16 protein-coding genes are annotated in these 15013 nt (G+C 63.5%); 5 read left to right on the top strand and 11 right to left on the bottom strand.

Going from position 1 to position 15013, the window contains the following annotated elements; translation table 11 throughout:
• The coding region (locus tag Q0L57_RS25705; protein WP_296745882.1) for a homogentisate 1,2-dioxygenase at nt 1-88 on the bottom strand (88 nt) is incomplete at its 3' end.
• Between the two features lie 131 nt (nt 89-219).
• On the opposite strand from Q0L57_RS25705, the gene Q0L57_RS25700 reads away from it, so the two are divergent.
• Entirely contained in the window at nt 220-663 is a 444-nt protein-coding gene (locus Q0L57_RS25700) for a MarR family transcriptional regulator (RefSeq protein WP_296745881.1), read from the top strand.
• Between the two features lie 355 nt (nt 664-1018).
• Here the strand turns inward: Q0L57_RS25700 and tdh are convergent, their stop codons facing one another.
• From tdh to Q0L57_RS25685, 3 genes are read right to left on the bottom strand one after another with little or no spacing between them, the layout of a single operon-like run.
• Nucleotides 1019-2053 carry an L-threonine 3-dehydrogenase gene (gene tdh / locus Q0L57_RS25695; RefSeq protein ID WP_296745880.1) on the bottom strand — a complete coding sequence of 345 codons (1035 nt, stop codon included), beginning with the start codon at nt 2051-2053 and terminating at the stop codon, nt 1019-1021.
• Nucleotides 2054-2093: 40 nt separating this feature from the next.
• Nucleotides 2094-2537 carry an SRPBCC family protein gene (locus Q0L57_RS25690; protein ID WP_296745879.1) on the bottom strand — a complete coding sequence of 148 codons (444 nt, stop codon included), beginning with the start codon at nt 2535-2537 and terminating at the stop codon, nt 2094-2096.
• Between the two features lie 27 nt (nt 2538-2564).
• Nucleotides 2565-3752 (bottom strand): glycine C-acetyltransferase, encoded by a 1188-nt coding sequence (locus Q0L57_RS25685; protein ID WP_296745878.1) that lies wholly within the window; start codon nt 3750-3752, stop codon nt 2565-2567.
• A gap of 299 nt (nt 3753-4051) precedes the next feature.
• Here Q0L57_RS25685 and Q0L57_RS25680 point away from each other — a divergent pair, with 299 nt between their 5' ends.
• Together Q0L57_RS25680 and Q0L57_RS25675 are read left to right on the top strand one after the other, a co-directional pair.
• Nucleotides 4052-6121: an EAL domain-containing protein gene (locus Q0L57_RS25680; protein ID WP_296745877.1), complete on the top strand. Its 2070-nt coding sequence runs from the start codon at nt 4052-4054 to the stop codon at nt 6119-6121.
• Between the two features lie 65 nt (nt 6122-6186).
• Complete coding sequence (locus Q0L57_RS25675; protein WP_296745876.1) at nt 6187-6921, top strand: polysaccharide deacetylase family protein; 735 nt, start codon at nt 6187-6189, stop codon at nt 6919-6921.
• Between the two features lie 6 nt (nt 6922-6927).
• On the opposite strand, the gene Q0L57_RS25670 is transcribed toward Q0L57_RS25675, so the two are convergent.
• Nucleotides 6928-7356, bottom strand: a complete 429-nt coding sequence (locus Q0L57_RS25670) for a MarR family winged helix-turn-helix transcriptional regulator (protein WP_296745875.1) — start codon at nt 7354-7356, stop codon at nt 6928-6930.
• A gap of 139 nt (nt 7357-7495) precedes the next feature.
• Here Q0L57_RS25670 and Q0L57_RS25665 point away from each other — a divergent pair, with 139 nt between their 5' ends.
• A complete protein-coding gene (locus Q0L57_RS25665; protein WP_296745874.1) occupies nt 7496-7903 on the top strand; it encodes a hypothetical protein in 408 nt (135 codons plus the stop codon).
• 101 nt (nt 7904-8004) lie between these two features.
• On the opposite strand, the gene Q0L57_RS25660 is transcribed toward Q0L57_RS25665, so the two are convergent.
• Nucleotides 8005-10050, bottom strand: a complete 2046-nt coding sequence (locus Q0L57_RS25660; RefSeq protein WP_296745873.1) for an NADH:flavin oxidoreductase — start codon at nt 10048-10050, stop codon at nt 8005-8007.
• A gap of 130 nt (nt 10051-10180) precedes the next feature.
• On the opposite strand from Q0L57_RS25660, the gene queF reads away from it, so the two are divergent.
• Nucleotides 10181-10642 carry a preQ(1) synthase gene (queF, locus tag Q0L57_RS25655; RefSeq protein ID WP_296745872.1) on the top strand — a complete coding sequence of 154 codons (462 nt, stop codon included), beginning with the start codon at nt 10181-10183 and terminating at the stop codon, nt 10640-10642.
• A gap of 16 nt (nt 10643-10658) precedes the next feature.
• Here queF and Q0L57_RS25650 read toward each other — a convergent pair whose 3' ends face one another.
• The 5 genes from Q0L57_RS25650 to Q0L57_RS25630 all read right to left on the bottom strand — a co-directional run.
• On the bottom strand, nt 10659-11537 hold the full coding sequence (locus Q0L57_RS25650; RefSeq protein ID WP_296745871.1) for an alpha/beta hydrolase: 879 nt from the start codon (nt 11535-11537) through the stop codon (nt 10659-10661).
• A gap of 7 nt (nt 11538-11544) precedes the next feature.
• Complete coding sequence (locus Q0L57_RS25645) at nt 11545-12135, bottom strand: hypothetical protein (RefSeq protein ID WP_296745870.1); 591 nt, start codon at nt 12133-12135, stop codon at nt 11545-11547.
• 4 nt (nt 12136-12139) lie between these two features.
• A complete protein-coding gene (locus Q0L57_RS25640) occupies nt 12140-12622 on the bottom strand; it encodes a DUF3828 domain-containing protein (protein ID WP_296745869.1) in 483 nt (160 codons plus the stop codon).
• Nucleotides 12623-12722: 100 nt separating this feature from the next.
• Nucleotides 12723-14372 carry an ABC transporter substrate-binding protein gene (locus Q0L57_RS25635; protein WP_296745868.1) on the bottom strand — a complete coding sequence of 550 codons (1650 nt, stop codon included), beginning with the start codon at nt 14370-14372 and terminating at the stop codon, nt 12723-12725.
• A 67-nt stretch (nt 14373-14439) separates the two neighbouring features.
• On the bottom strand, nt 14440-15013 hold a 574-nt coding region (locus Q0L57_RS25630), incomplete at its 5' end, for a trimethylamine methyltransferase family protein (protein WP_296745867.1).

The following is a 15013-nucleotide window of genomic DNA, read 5'->3' as shown; positions in this document are numbered from 1 at the left end:
GCGGCGAGTTGCGCCCCTGCGGCAGCGAGCCCGGCAGCGTCTCGGTCTCGAAATCGTTGCCGAAGCCCGGCATGTAGGAAAAGGCCATCCGATCCTCCCTGATCCCGGCTTCCAAGCTCCGCGAAGCTCAATCTGCCGGCGATGTTGACCAAACTGGTTTCATTTGTAACCATCGAAAATGTAACTATCAACGGCTGATGCAGCATCGGTGGTGCACTTATGGAACCCGAAATCCTCGAGCTTGAAAGCTTCCTGCCCTATCGGCTCTACCGGCTTGCCGACACCGTCAGCCGCGAGTTCTCGCGCATTTACAAGGAACGCCATGGCTTGACGCGGCCCGAATGGCGCACGCTATCGGGCCTGGGCGAGCGCGGCACGATGACGGCGACGGAGCTCGGCGAACAGTCGGCGATGCACAAGACCAAGGTGTCGCGTGCGGTGGCGGAGCTCGAGCGCCGGCGCTGGCTGACGCGCACGCCGGATGAGAACGACCGCCGTGTCGAGCACCTCACGCTGACCAAGCCGGGGCTCGCCGCCTATCGCGAGATGGTGCCGTTGGCGAAGGCGTTTGAAAGGGAGCTGCTGGCGAGGCTGAGCGCGGAGGAAGGTGTAGCTATTGCGAAAGGAGTGGCAGCGCTGGAGCTGGCTCTAGGCCAAAGCTAAGGCTCTGAGCCGTCTGAGAACAGAACTATAGATGTGTTGCCATGACCTATGTGCAACCGACCACTCGAGTGATTAAATCTCAGGTGGCTTAAGAACGGCGCGTCCAGCCCGCTTGGCAGTGCCCCGATCTTCACCATCATGTCTATTTCCACGACGGCCTTGTGAAATACCTTCTCAACATCCGACGTTCGGCGGCTTCGCTCCGAAAATAGCGACCGCTGCAGCAAATCAGGTCTGCGCCGAGCTACTTCAGCAAATATCTGCCTCAACTCATGGCGCGGTCGCCCATCCAATCTCTCCAAGGCTACTACCAGCGGCTCAAGCAGGCGGTGAGGCTTGTCCACGCTGATGGGCCTCACCAGTCCATCACCACCTTGCCCGAACTGCCGCTGCGCATCGCATCGAACCCAGCCTGGAAATCGTCGATTCCAATGCGATGCGTAATGAGCCCCGAGACATCCAGCGGCCCCTGCACCAGCGCGATCATCTTGTACCAGGTCTCGAACATCTCGCGGCCGTAGATGCCTTTGAGATGCAGCATCTTGAAGATGACCTTGTTCCAGTCGATCTCGAAGCCGGTGGGCGCGATGCCGAGGATGGCGATCTTGCCGCCATTGTTCATGGTGTCGATCATGTCGCGGAAAGCGGGGGCCGCGCCCGACATTTCCAGGCCGACGTCGAAACCTTCGGTCATGCCGATCGAAGGCATCACGTCGAGCAATTTCTCCTTCGAGGCATCAACGACATGCTGGACGCCGAGCTTCTTTGCCAGGTCGAGCCGCACCGGGTTGATGTCGGTGATGACAACCTTGCGCGCGCCAACGCATTGCGCGACCAGCGCGCCCATGATGCCGATCGGCCCGGCGCCGGTGACCAGCACGTCCTCGCCGACCAGATCGAAGGACAATGCAGTGTGCACGGCGTTGCCCAATGGATCGAAGATCGCGGCGATCTCGTCCGGAACGTCGTCGGGGATCGGCACGACGTTGTGCTGCGGGATCACCATGTATTCGCCGAAGGCGCCTGGGCGATTGACGCCGACGCCCAGCGTGTTGCGGCACAGATGCCCTCGCCCGGCGCGGCAGTTGCGGCAGTGACCGCAGACGATGTGGCCCTCGCCCGAAACGCGCTGGCCGACCTTGTATTCGGTGACCGCGGCGCCGAAATCAGCAACCGTGCCGACGAACTCGTGGCCGGTCACCATCGGCACCGGCACGGTCTTCTGCGCCCACTGGTCCCAGTTGTAGATGTGGACGTCAGTGCCGCAGATCGCTGTCTTCTTGACCTTGATCAGCACGTCGTTGGGGCCGATCTCCGGCACCGGCACTTCTTCCATCCAGATGCCCGGCTCAGCCTTGGCCTTCACCAGCGCCTTCATCATGTTGGACATTGGACGCTCTCCAGAGAACTGTCTTGACGAATAGATTGCTTCAGTCGGTCGCTTCGAGGATGGTCTTCAACAGCAGTAGATCCCGGTCGGTCGAACGCCGAACCGCGAAGGCCATGAACGGCGACATAAGCCGGGAGAAACCGCCGGGCGCGCCACAGTTGCGAAGCGCCATCCGCGTGCGCCCTTCGCCTGCGTCCCGCCAAGAATAGCTCGTTTCCATAGGAAACGGCCCTTCGGCGGTTCGCATCACGAGCCTCTCTCCAGGGGCGAGTTCCGCAATCTCGTAGGTATAGGCGAGCCTGCGTCCGAGAAACTGCGCAACGAACGCAATTCTCGATCCCACCGTGGCCGGTCGAGGCGTCTTCCATTCCACCGACTTGATGTTGACATACCAGCGCGGGACGTTGTCCGGATCGGCAGAAAAAGCCGCCACGACGGCGCGCGGCCGCTCGATCTCGATTTCGCTGGTGACATCGATCTTCATCGCCGACGTCCATTTTCCTGCAATAAATCAAGCTATTACACCCAATTCCTTGCCGATCGCACCAAACGCCTCGACCGCCCGGTCGATATCGGCGGCCGAATGCGCGGCCGACATCTGGGTGCGGATACGGGCCTGGCCCTTCGGCACCACCGGGAAGGAAAAGCCGATGACATAGATGCCGCGCTTCAGCATGCGGGCCGCCATCTCCTGCGCCAGCGCGGCGTCACCCAGCATCACCGGGATGATCGGGTGGTCGGCGCCGGCAAGCGTGAAGCCGAGCTTACCCATTTGAGAGCGGAAACGTTGCGCATTGGCATATAGGCGCTCGCGCAGCGCGTCGCCATGGCGGATCAGCTCGAACACCTTGATCGACGCTCCGGCGATCGCCGGCATCAGCGTGTTGGAGAACAGATAGGGCCGCGAGCGCTGACGCAGCCAGTCGACGACCTGCTTCTTGCCCGAGGTGTAGCCGCCCGAAGCACCGCCCAGCGCCTTGCCGAGCGTGCCGGTGATGATGTCCACCCTGCCCTCGACGCCGCAATGCTCGGCCGACCCGCGGCCGTTCTTGCCGACGAAGCCTACCGCATGGCTGTCGTCGACCATGACCATGGCGTCATATTTTTCGGCGAGGTCGCACACGCCCTTCAGGTTGGCGATGATGCCGTCCATCGAGAACACGCCATCGGTGGCGATCAGTCGGAAGCGGCAGTCCCTGGCTTCCTTCAGCCGGGCTTCGAGGTCGGCCATGTCATTGTTGGCATAGCGGAAACGCTTGGCCTTGGAGAGCCTGACGCCGTCGATGATCGAGGCGTGGTTCAGCGCATCGGAGATGATGGCGTCTTCTTCTCCGAGCAGCGTCTCGAACAGGCCGCCATTGGCGTCGAAGCAGGAGCCATAGAGGATGGTGTCGTCCAAGCCGAGGAAGGACGATATCGTCGCCTCGAGCTGCTTGTGCTCCTCCTGCGTGCCGCAGATGAAGCGCACCGAGGCCATGCCGTAGCCATAGCGGTCGAGCGCATGCTTCGCCGCCTCGCGCAGGTCCGGGCTGTCGGCAAGGCCGAGATAGTTGTTGGCGCAGAAGTTCAGCACCTTCTCGCCGGCGACCTCGATCTCGGCCGACTGCATGGAGGATATGACCCGCTCGGACTTGTAGAGCCCGGCCGATTTCAGGCCCTCAAGCTCGCTGTCGATATGGGAGAGGAATGCTGCGCTCATGGGTGCGGCCCTGTTCTGTTCGAGGCGGACTGTCGCGCCACGCACGCGAAAAATCCATCGCAAAAGCGACCGCTTCGGTGGCGACGCGAAAGCCGGGGGCCGATCCGCTCACGACATCGGCACAACGATGCGCTCAAATGCAGCCTCGGCGCGAAAGGAGGTGATAACCATTCCGTGAGCTTTGTCGCGCCCGCGAGACCGGCGCCGGACCTGCTTGCCAAGCTGTTAACCGTTTCAGGTCAAGGGTCCATCGCCCAGATCAAAGGCAGGAATCCGTCGACCGGGGGGTCACCCAGCAAATGTCGCAGCAGCCAGTGCATAGCGTTTCACGCAAGCTGATTCTGCTTATCAAGACCGGCTACTGGCTGGCGCTCACGATCATCGCAGCGATGGTGATGGCGTCGTTCATCCTCCTGCAGCAGATGATGGCGCAGCAGCAGCACAATGACGCGCTGCTTGAAATCGTCTCGACGCAGAAGGCGCTGTCGCAGCGCATCGTGTTCCTGACCAGCGCCACCGGCGCGGCCTCGCGCGACAAGCAGCCGGCACTGGTGACCGCGCTCAAGCAGGCGACGGGCGAGTTCGAGGCCAATTACGATCGCCTGATCAAGGAGACCGGCGCCGATCCGACGTCGTCGGCCCACAACGACCCGACGTCGATCGAGTACGTGCTCTTCAACAAGCCGTTCCATCTCGACTATTTCTCGAACGGCCTCGTCGCCAACGGCAAGCGGCTGGTGTCGTCCTTCGAATCCCAGCTTGGCATGCAGGACGACGGCTACAAGGGCGGCGGCGAGCGCGTCGGCCTCGACGCCTCCGTCGCCAATGCGACCATGTCCGGCTATGCAGCGCTCGGCAAGCGCATCAGCGCCTTCGCCGACGAACGGTCGGGCGAGATGCTGGATATGCACCGCACGCTGTTCTTCGCCACCATCGGCGTCATCATACTGGTCGCGCTTTTCATCTTCCGGCCGATGTCCAACGCCATCCTGCGCAAGACGCATGAGCTGGTCGACGCCCGCAACTCGATGGCCTTCATCGCCGTGCATGACGGCCTGACCGGGCTGCACAACCGCACCTTCCTCACCGATCATTTCGAGACGCTGATCAAGGGCGCGCACCGGCGCCGCGAGCGGCTGGCGGTGATCCAACTGGACCTCGACCGTTTCAAGCAGATCAACGACACGCTCGGCCACGCCGCGGGCGACTACGTGCTGGTGGTGACGGCGCAGCGCATGCGCGATTCCTGCCGCGCGTCCGATCTCTGCGCCCGGCTGGGCGGTGACGAGTTTGTCATGATCCTCAACGGCGCCGGCACGACCGAGGACATCCATGCGCTGGCCAGGCGCATCCTGGGCAAGATCAACGAGCCGATCACCTTCCAGGGCACGACGATCATGCCGGGCGCCAGCGCCGGCATCGCGGTCTACCCGGTCGACGCCGAAAATGCGCAGGACCTGCTCGTGCATGCCGACCTCGCGCTCTATTCGGCCAAGAAGCTCGGCGGCGGCAGCTTCTCCTTCTTCTCCGAGGAACTCCGGCGCGAACTCGACTATCGTAAGCAGCTCGAGCACGACATCCGCGCGGCGATCGCCGACAAGAGCTTCGAGGTCTATTTCCAGCCGCAGGTGTCGCTCACCAGCGGCAAGATCAGCGGCATCGAGGCGCTAGTGCGCTGGAAACATGCCGAGCGCGGCATGATCTCGCCCGGCGAATTCATCCCGGTTGCCGAGAAATGCGGCTTCATGCCGGATATCGGCCGCATCGTCATCAGCAAGGCAATCGCCCAGGCTGCCGAATGGGACCGCGCCGGCATCGAATTCGGGCGGATCGCCGTCAACGTCTCGGGCACAGAGCTGCGCGAGCCGGACTTCGACAGGTTCCTGTTCTCGACTCTTGAACAGGCGGGGCTCGCGCCGCAGAAGCTGTCGCTGGAAATCGTCGAATCCGTTATCCTCGACGACGAGAAGACCGGCATAGCCGCCAAGCTGAGGCACATCCGCGCCTCTGGCGTGCATCTCGAGCTCGACGATTTTGGCACCGGCTATGCCTCGCTCAGCCACGTCAATCCGAATGAGATCGACCGGCTGAAGATCGACCGCCGCTTCGTCCAGAACATCAATGAGAACGGCGACAACACCAAGATCGTGCGCGCCATCACCGAGCTGGCGCGCGGGCTGGGCATCTCGATCGTGGCCGAGGGCGCCGAGACCGAGGCCGAGCTCGACTCGCTGATGGCGATCGGCTGCGACCAGGTGCAGGGCTATTCCATCGCCTTCCCGATGCCGCAGGACAAGGCACGCGAATGGCTGGAAGCACGCAGCCCGAAGAAGGCGAAGCTGAAGCTGCTGCAAGGCAGCGTGGCTTAGCCACCGAACTTGACAGGTCGCGGCTGACATGGCGGCGTAGCGCGCTCGCAAAACGGGTCCCGCCGATGCTGCTTCGTTTCACCGCAACGCTCTGGCTGCTGGCCGCGTCGCCCGCAATGGCCGCCGACCGCACCGTCTACCTGACCTTCGACGACGGCCCGCTGAACGGCACCGCCAACATCCTCGACGTGCTGGAAGCCGAGCAGGTACCGGCGACATTCTTCATGGTCGGCATGCATGCCGAGGCCAACGCCGGTACGCGCGCGCTGCTGCAGCGGGCCAAGGCGATGCCGCTGGTCACTGTCGGCAACCACAGCTACAGCCACGCCTATAACCACTACCGGCATTTCTATGGCGACACCGAAGGCGTGGTCGCCGATATGCTCAAGGCAAACGTCGTGCTCGGCCTCAGCCCGCCGGTGCATGCCCGCCTTCCGGGGCGCGACGTCTTCAGGTTGCCCAGTTACTCCAAGGACGACAATTCACTCGGACTGGCCGAGGCCGGTCGTGAGGATCCCGACTACGAGTTCGTCGCCGCGTCAGGCTTCTGGCTCTATGGCTGGGACCACGAATGGGTGCATGAGGACAGCGGCAAGCCGGTGCAGAGCGTCGACCATCTGGTGAGCGAGATCGACCATTTGTTCGGCTACGGGCGTTTCGCCAAGCCGCGCAAGCTGATCCTTTTGATGCATGACGAGATGTTTCAGGACGGCTTCGACGGCAAGGCGCAGCTGACGGCGCTGATCGCCGCGTTGAGGTTGAGGCACTACGCCTTCGGCGCAATTCAGACCTATGACTGAGGCGACCTAGCCGCCAGCGTTCGCCCGCAGCAGCGCCAGCACCTCGGCGAACTCGGCCAGTCTCTCGTCGGCGATACCCGCTCGCAACCGCTTGTCGAAGGCAACTGCCGCGAGGCGCAGCTTCTCGAACATCGCTTCGCCGGCATCGGTCAACACCACCTGATGCACACGTCGGTTTTCCGGATCGCGCCGGCGCGTCAGCAACCCTTGCGCCTCCATGGCATTGAGGTGATGCGTCAGCGTCGCGCCCTGGATGCCGATCATGCCGGCAAGCTCGCGCTGGTTGGCCAGTTCCTTGGATTTGACCGAGAGCAAGGTCACCCAGACCGGCAGCGTGCCGCCGGCCTCGACCATCGCGTCGTCGAAAGCCTGCGCCACGATCTTGGAGGTGCGGGCGAGATTCATGCCGACGGGCGGACGGTCAAAGGGTGTCATGACGTGACAGTAGAGCAAGCAATGGGAAGACGAAACTTGGCATCATGATTGACATCTAACCATTAGATATCTAACTTTGTCCTATTGATGGCGTAGCGAAATTGCTGCGGCGCGGCGGGCGGCAGAGAGGAATGCGATCATGCAGTATGTCTATATCGTCGTCATCGGCCTGCATGTCATGGCCGGCGTGTTCTGGGCCGGCACGACCATTGCGGTAGCCCGCGATCCCGAGATCAAGGCGGAGCGGTTCATCCGGCCGCAGCTCGGCGCCTCCGGCATGGTTTTCCTGACCGGCATACTACTCTGGTATTTCTTCCATGAGGGATCCTTCGGCTCGATGGAGAAAGTGCTGGCGTTGGGCATTCTGACGGCGCTGATCGCCGCCGGCGTGCAGGGCGCCGTTGTGGCCTCCGCCAGCAGGCAGTTGGCCGGCGCCGAGCAAGCGACGCAGACCCGACTGAGGGCGCAAATGACCCGAGGCGAACGCATCGCCGGCGGGCTCCTCGTCATCACTGTGTTCTGCATGGCGACCGCCAAGCTGTTTTAAGATCGCACGGCCGGTGCAGACCGACCTTGCGCGGCGCGCAATCGACCCGAGCGGCAGGTGGCTCTCCTTGCGACGGCCGGTTGCGCGTCTCCAATTGGCGCTCAGATCCTGATCCCGAACCTGATACCGTCATAGATGGCGGCGTGGATGTTGCGCGAGGCGACCGCGTCGCCGATGCGGAACAGCACGAAGCCGCCCTCCGGATTGCGCGGCGGGAAGATCTCGCCGCCGCTCACCAGCCGCTCATAGTCGACCGCGCCGGCATTCTTCGACAGCGGCCGCAGCGAAAGATAGAGATCGTCCAGCGGCGCGGTGCCGTGCTCGACCACCACCTGGTCGACGCGACGCTCGCCGCGCCAGCCGTCGGCGAAGTCCGACGCCAGCTCCGCGATCAGCTGGTTGCCCTCGCGCCGAACAGAGCGCAGGCGGGTATTGATTGTGACGGTGACGCCTTTCTCGTGGAAGGCGCGCATATAGGGCACGTGGTTCAGTCCGCCCATTTCCGGGGCGAAGAAGCGCTCCGGGGAAACCAGCTCCAGCTTCGAGCCGCTGTTGGCGATGAGCTCGGCGGCGCCCATGCCTTGATGGCCGCCATTGTCGTCGTAGAGCAGCACATTCTCGGCCGGCTTGACGCTGCCCGCCATGATATCCCAGCTCGAGGTGACGAGATTGTCGCCGGCCGCCAGCGGCGGGTTCTGCGGCACGCCGCCGGTGGCCACGATCACCACGTCCGGCGACAGCGCCAGCACGTCGTCCTTCTCGGCCCAGGTGTCGTAGCGGATCTCGACGCCGAGCCGGTCGAGCTCCGCCAGCCGCCAGTCGACAATGCCGATCAATTCCTTGCGGCGCGGGTTCTGCGTCGCAAGCCGTATCTGCCCGCCAGCCTGGCTGGAGGCTTCCAGCACCGTAACCTTATGGCCGCGCTCCGCCGCGACGCGCGCGGCTTCCAGCCCGCCGGCGCCCGCGCCGACCACGACGACATGCTTCTTCGGCCCTTCGCTCTTGGCGATGACGTGCGGAATGGTCGCTTCGCGCCCGGTCGCGGCATTGTGGACGCAGAGCGCCTCGCCACCTTCATAAATGCGGTCGAGGCAATAGGTGGCGCCGACGCAAGGGCGGATCTCGTGCTCGCGGCCCTCCATCACCTTCTTGATGATATGCGGATCGGCGATGTGGGCGCGCGTCATGCCGACCATGTCGAGCTTGCCGGTGGCGATCGCGTGGCGCGCCGTCGCGACATCGGAAATGCGCGCCGCATGGAAGGTCGGGAACTTCGTCGCCGCCCTCACCTCGCCGGCGAAGTCGAGATGCGGCGAGGAGCGCATGCCGGTCACCGGGATGACCTTGGTCAGCGCCGCGTCGGTCTCGATGGTGCCGCGGATGATGTTGAGGAAATCGACCTTGCCCGAATTGGCAAGCCGCCGGGCGATCTCGATGCCCTCTTCCTTCGACAGGCCCTTTTCCAGATCCTCGTCGGCGACCATGCGGATGCCGACGATGAATTTTTCGCCGACGGCCTTGCGCACGGCGTCGAGCACCATGTCGGTGAAGCGCAGGCGGTTGTCGAGCGAGCCGCCGAAATCGTCGTCGCGATGATTGGTCATCGGCGACCAGAAGCCGTCCATCAGATGTCCGTAGGATTCGAACTCGATGCCGTCGAGGCCCGCCGCCTGGCAGCGCTGCGCGGCGGTCGCGTAGTCCGCGACGATGCGCTCGATATCCCAGTCCTCGATGGTCTTCGGAAAGGCGCGATGCGCCGGCTCGCGCACCGGCGAGGCCGAGAGCACCGGCAGCCAATCGGCCTTGTTCCAGCCGGTGCGGCGGCCGAGATGGGTGATCTGGATCATCACCTTGCAGTCGTGCTCGTGGCAGGCATCCGCAAGCTCGGCCAGCCAAGGCACGATGCGGTCGTCATAGACATGCAGATTGCCGAACGCAGCCGGACTGTCGCGGGAAACGATCGCCGAGCCCGCCGTCATGGTCAGCGCCATGCCGCCCCTAGCCTTCTCGGCATGGTAGAGCCGGTAGCGCTCCTTCGGCATGCCGTCCTCCGAATAGGCCGGCTCATGGCTGGTCGACATCACCCGGTTCTTCAGCGTCAGGTGCTTGAGCTGGTAGGGTTGGAGAAGCGGGTCGTTGCTGGTCATCGTCTTCCTGCCGTTTCAAATTATGCTAATGAGCGCCGAAACGCGCCCTGATCCGGTTGGATCATGGCGATATCAGCAATTCGCTTGCGCCTGCCGCCCGCGACGTTCCGGCGGCAGCAAGGAGCCGCCCATGACAGACGCCAAGAACCTCACCCAGCTCGGCAAGCACGTCGAGACGCCACAGGGCCCCGAACAGGCGGTCCTGGAGATCGTGCCGTTCCAGCGCGGCGACGGGCCGCCGGCGATCGTGCGCTTCACCTGCCCGGAATTCACCTCGCTGTGCCCGGTCACCGGCCAGCCGGATTTCGCCCACATCGTCATCGACTACGCGCCCGACAGGACGCTGGTGGAATCGAAATCGCTGAAGCTGTTCATGACCTCGTTCCGCAACCACGGCGCCTTCCACGAGGAATGCACGGTCATGATCGGCCGCCGCATCGTGGAAGCAACCAAGCCGCTCTGGCTGCGTGTCGGCGGATACTGGTTCCCGCGCGGCGGCATCCCGATCGACGTCTTCTGGCAGACCGGCGCGCCGCCCAAGGACGCCTGGCTGCCCGATACTGGGGTCGCGCCTTATCGCGGGCGCGGCTGATCCGACTGGGTGGTCGTCACGCATGGCCGGCCACCCCGGTCTGGCAGAGGTTCCTTGACAGGAACGGCAGGACCGCGTCGCGGTAACGGGGCTGATCGTAGCGCAGGAGATCGACGTGGCCGGCGCCCTCGAACCAGACCAGCGGCGACCCGGCGGCGGCATGCTGCAACGCCATGACCTGGCCGTGATCGATAAAGGGATCGACGCTGCCCGCCAGCAGGATCAGCGGCTTGCCGATCTTGCCGATGCGGTCCACAGGCCGGACGTCATCGGCGCTGAAGCCCAGACGCAGCGGCATCTGCGCCAGCAGGACATCGGCCTGGAAACCGCGAAGGAACTTGAAAGGCATGCGCCAGGCCGTTGTCTCGCGCAAGGTCGCGTACAGTTGCTCCAGCACATAGACGTCGGCGAGCGCCCGTGGCGTGGCGAAGACAAGCGACGCAGCCCCCAGCGATGAGCCGAGAGCGCCAAGCTTCTGGCCCGGGAAGTGCGCCCTTGCATAAGCGATGATGCGGGCGGCGTCGTCCCCTTCCGTATAGCCGAAGCCCTGAACGGCGCCGCCACTCTCGCCATGCCCCGACAGGTCGAACAAGACCACGGAATAGCCGGCGTCGAAGAGCATCTTCGCCCTCTGCGCCATGGCGAGCCGGTTGGCGCTGCGCCCATGCAGCAGGACGATCGCCCCGCAACTGCCCTTCCTGTCCGCGATCCAGCCGTCAAGCTCGGGCGCGCCGGCCTGGTTGAGCGCGACGCGCTCGTAGGGCAAGTCGGCGGGCGCCGTAAGGCTTTGGCGTGGCTCGCGGGCAATCAGCATCGACCCGACACGCCACATGCCAACGCCACCGACGATGCAAATCGCGGCGAGCGCCAGCGCGAGGGAGGCCCGGAGTTTCATCGGCGGCTCACTCGCATTGATACTGGCTCAACGCCCATTCGCCGGTGACCGACAGCAGGTCGGAGACCTTCCAGTCGCCGCCGACCTTCTTCAGCTTCCATTCCAGCCGGTGCTGGTTGCCCTCGACGACGAAGGCGACGACGACCTTGGCCTCGTCGCCATTGACGGCTTCGATGGTGCGGAGGCTCTTGTCTATGGCGAGCTTGTCGTAATTGGCATTGTCGAACGCCATGTTGGGGTCCAGGCATTCGCCCTGCCCCGAGGCGCGAAGCGCGTCGCTCTTGTCGAGCACGCTCTTGGCGGGATCGACGAAATTCTTGCGTTGGGCCGGATCGAGCTCCAGCCCTTGATGCTCGTAGAAGGGCTTCACCACCGCCGTTGGCGACCCGGGCAGGACCGGCACCAGAGGCGGCAGCTTTGGCTCGCTCGGCGGTGCTGGGGTTGTCGCAGGCGGCGACGCGTTATCCGACGGCTGGTTGCCGCCGGAGGGCGCGTTCGGCGGTGGCGCGCCGAACATGCCTTGCGCCAAGGCGCCGCCGTTCAGCCCCACGGCCAGCATCGATAGGGTCGACAGCGCGAGAACAAGGCGGCGGAGCACTGTTTCACTCCGGCGCCTTGTCGGGCATGCATTCCAGCGCGCTCAGCTTCCAGTTGCTGGTCTTCGAGGTAATGTCGGCGACCTTCCACTTGCCGTCCACTTTCTTCAGCGCCCAGACCATTTCGCGTTTGGAATCATCGCCTTCCGGGAAAAGGTTGAATGTCGCCGTTACCTCGGCATTGTCGCCGTTGACGGTCTCGGCCAGCTTCAGCGTCTTGGCCAGCGTCTTCTGGTCGAAATCCTGGGCGTCGAGGCCGGGATCGAAGTCGATGCAGGCGACCTCGTCCGGGTTGTTCTTCGAGGCCTTGTCGTTGAGATCGAACAGCTTGGTCACCGGGTCGGTGAAGCGGTCGCGGTACTTTGCATCCGCCTCGAATTTCACTTCAGGCACATAGAAGAACTTCACGGCGTTGGAGGCCGGCCCCGCGAGTGCTACAGCGGGCAAGGCGACCGACATGGCAGCGGCGGCCAACACTATCAATCTCATGCAGGATCTCCGGATGTTCGGCGGCGTGGCGGCAAGATCGCCACCACGCTTCCTGCATATCGGCTTTTTTGCGGCTCATGAAGTCCTTGCGCCGCCCCTATCAGGTCTCCAGCCAGACGTTCTGGAAGTCCATTTCGTAGGTCTGGTGCATGCCGTAGTTCTTCACCTTCTTGTTCATGTGGCAGTAGAGCTTCTGCCAGAACGGCTGGATGATGACGCCGGAGTCCTGCAGGATCTGCTCGACGTCCTTCATCACCTCCTTGCGCTTGGCGACATCGCTCAGCGACAGAGCCTCCTTGAGCTTGGCGTCGAATTTCGGATCGGAATAGGCCGTCTCGTTCCAGGCCTCGCCGGTGCGGTAGCCGAGCGCCAGCACCTGCACGCCGAGCGGGCGCATGTACCAGATGGTCATCGAATAGGGATATTTCGTCCAGTCGTTCCAGAAGGTCGAGCCCGGCAGGACGGTGCGCTTGACCTTGATACCGGCCTCGCGCAGCTGGCCGGCGATCGCGTCGCCAGTGTTCTTCTGCCATTCGTCCTCGACGGTGATCAGCTCATGCTCGAAATCGGCCTGTCCGGCATCGGCCATCAGCTTCTTGGCGCCCGCCATGTCCCGCGTCTTCTTGGGCAACGGGTAGTATTCCGGATGGATCGGGCTGACATGGTGGTTCTCGCCAACCGTGCCGCGGCCATTGTAGCCGAGCTGCAGCACCTGGTTGTTGTCGACCGCCATCTGGAGGGCGTTGCGCACGCGCTTGTCGTCATAGGGCTTGTGCGTGATGTTGGTGCGGGCGACCAAGGTGGTCGCCGTCGCCACTTCCGACTTCACCAGATTCATCTTGTCCAGGATGTCGATGAAGTCCGACGGCGTCTCGAAATCGATGTCGATCTCGCCGGAGTCGAACGCGCTAACCGTGGCGTTGAAATCGGTGCCGTAGTCGATGAACTCGACGCCGTCGAGCGGCGCTTCGCCGCCCCACCACTTGCCGTTCTCGCGGCGCTTCACGACCGCCTTCGTGCCGACCGCGTAAGACACCAATTCGAAGGCACCGGTACCGATCGGCTTCTTGATCGGGTCCGCGCCATCCTTGTCGAAGTTGCGATGCGTCACCAGCGCCGGATAGTCCGTGAAGCCCGGTATGATCGCGATGTCGGGTTCAGCGAGCTTCAGCTTGACCGTGTGGTCGTCGACCTTGGTGATGGCGCCGTCCTTGGCCTTGCCGGTCTTGGTGTCGATCAGCGCACCGACACGAGCCGCCATGGAGTTGCCGGAGGCGCCCTTCTCGCACCAGCGGTTCAGATTGGCGACCACGTCGTCGGCGTTGAAGGCATCGCCATTGTTCCAGGTGACGCCCTTGCGCAGATGCAGCGTGTACTCGGTGGCGTCGTCATTGACGTCCCAGCTCTCGAGCAGCACCGGCTCGAAGGTGAACTGGTGGGTATAGCGGACCAGCGGCTCCAGCCATGTGCGGGTGACATTCGCCATCTCCGTCCAGTCATAGGTGCGCGGATCCTTCTGCGCCTTGACTGACATCGCGACATGCAGCGTTCCGCCCTTCTTTGGCTCGTCGGCCAGGGCTTTTGTTGGCGCGGCAAGGCCGATCATGCCATAGGCGACAGCGGTAGACGCGCCAAAGGCGCTCGCCAGCGCCAGGAATTCGCGGCGGTCCATGCGGCCCGCGCGCGCCTCCTCGGCCATAGCCTCGATGGCGGCCGGAACGCGGTCGCCATTGCTTTTGAAAATCGTCATTTCGTTCTCCCTTTTTTCAGTTCCCTTCAGGTCTACGCCTGTTCAATCAATTAACCCCGTTATCTTATTAGGTAACGCTGTCAGGCAGCTTTTCCTCCCGCCGCGCGATCAAATCCGCGAGACCGTCGGCAATACCTTCGTCGAGCTTCGGCTCCTGGTAGTCGGCGAGCATGTTGCGCGCCTTTTCGATGCCGCGCGTGTCGTGGTCCTTGGCGCCTTCGGCGCTCCACTGCTCGAATGAGTTGAAGTCCATGATGCTCGGCATGAAGAAGGCGCTCTCGAAATGCTCGAGCGTGTGCTGAGTGCCGAGGAAGTGGCCTTGCGGACCGACCTCGCGGATCGCAGCCATCGCTTCCTTGAAATCGTCGAACGGCAATCCGCCGGCATATTTGTACCAGCCGACGAGCTGCTCGCAGTCGGTGGCGAATTTCGAATAGCCGCAGGTGAGACCCGCCTCGAGCCAGCCCGCCGAATGCCAGATGTAGTTGGCGCCGGACAGGATGGCGGCATGCATCAGCATGTTCGATTCATAGCCGGCCTGGGCGTCGTTGAGCTTCGAGCCGACATGGAAGCCGGACGTGCGCCAGGGCAGATTGTATTTCCTGGCCAGCGCGCCCATCAGATACATCATCTGCGCGGCT

The sequence above is a fragment of the Mesorhizobium sp. genome (genome assembly GCF_024509055.1).
Classification (GTDB): Bacteria; Pseudomonadota; Alphaproteobacteria; order Rhizobiales; family Rhizobiaceae; genus Mesorhizobium.
This window is presented reverse-complemented; position numbering and strand designations above follow the sequence as displayed.

Coding starts and splice junctions, on each gene's coding strand:
- Q0L57_RS25650 (WP_296745871.1), bottom strand. CDS start 11,537: ATGAAACTCCGGGCCTCCCTCGCGCTGGCGCTCGCCGCGATTTGCATC.
- Q0L57_RS25685 (WP_296745878.1), bottom strand. CDS start 3,752: ATGAGCGCAGCATTCCTCTCCCATATCGACAGCGAGCTTGAGGGCCTG.
- Q0L57_RS25665 (WP_296745874.1), top strand. CDS start 7,496: ATGCAGTATGTCTATATCGTCGTCATCGGCCTGCATGTCATGGCCGGC.
- Q0L57_RS25675 (WP_296745876.1), top strand. CDS start 6,187: ATGCTGCTTCGTTTCACCGCAACGCTCTGGCTGCTGGCCGCGTCGCCC.
- Q0L57_RS25700 (WP_296745881.1), top strand. CDS start 220: ATGGAACCCGAAATCCTCGAGCTTGAAAGCTTCCTGCCCTATCGGCTC.
- Q0L57_RS25670 (WP_296745875.1), bottom strand. CDS start 7,356: ATGACACCCTTTGACCGTCCGCCCGTCGGCATGAATCTCGCCCGCACC.
- Q0L57_RS25690 (WP_296745879.1), bottom strand. CDS start 2,537: ATGAAGATCGATGTCACCAGCGAAATCGAGATCGAGCGGCCGCGCGCC.
- queF (WP_296745872.1), top strand. CDS start 10,181: ATGACAGACGCCAAGAACCTCACCCAGCTCGGCAAGCACGTCGAGACG.
- Q0L57_RS25635 (WP_296745868.1), bottom strand. CDS start 14,372: ATGACGATTTTCAAAAGCAATGGCGACCGCGTTCCGGCCGCCATCGAG.
- Q0L57_RS25640 (WP_296745869.1), bottom strand. CDS start 12,622: ATGAGATTGATAGTGTTGGCCGCCGCTGCCATGTCGGTCGCCTTGCCC.
- tdh (WP_296745880.1), bottom strand. CDS start 2,053: ATGTCCAACATGATGAAGGCGCTGGTGAAGGCCAAGGCTGAGCCGGGC.
- Q0L57_RS25660 (WP_296745873.1), bottom strand. CDS start 10,050: ATGACCAGCAACGACCCGCTTCTCCAACCCTACCAGCTCAAGCACCTG.
- Q0L57_RS25680 (WP_296745877.1), top strand. CDS start 4,052: ATGTCGCAGCAGCCAGTGCATAGCGTTTCACGCAAGCTGATTCTGCTT.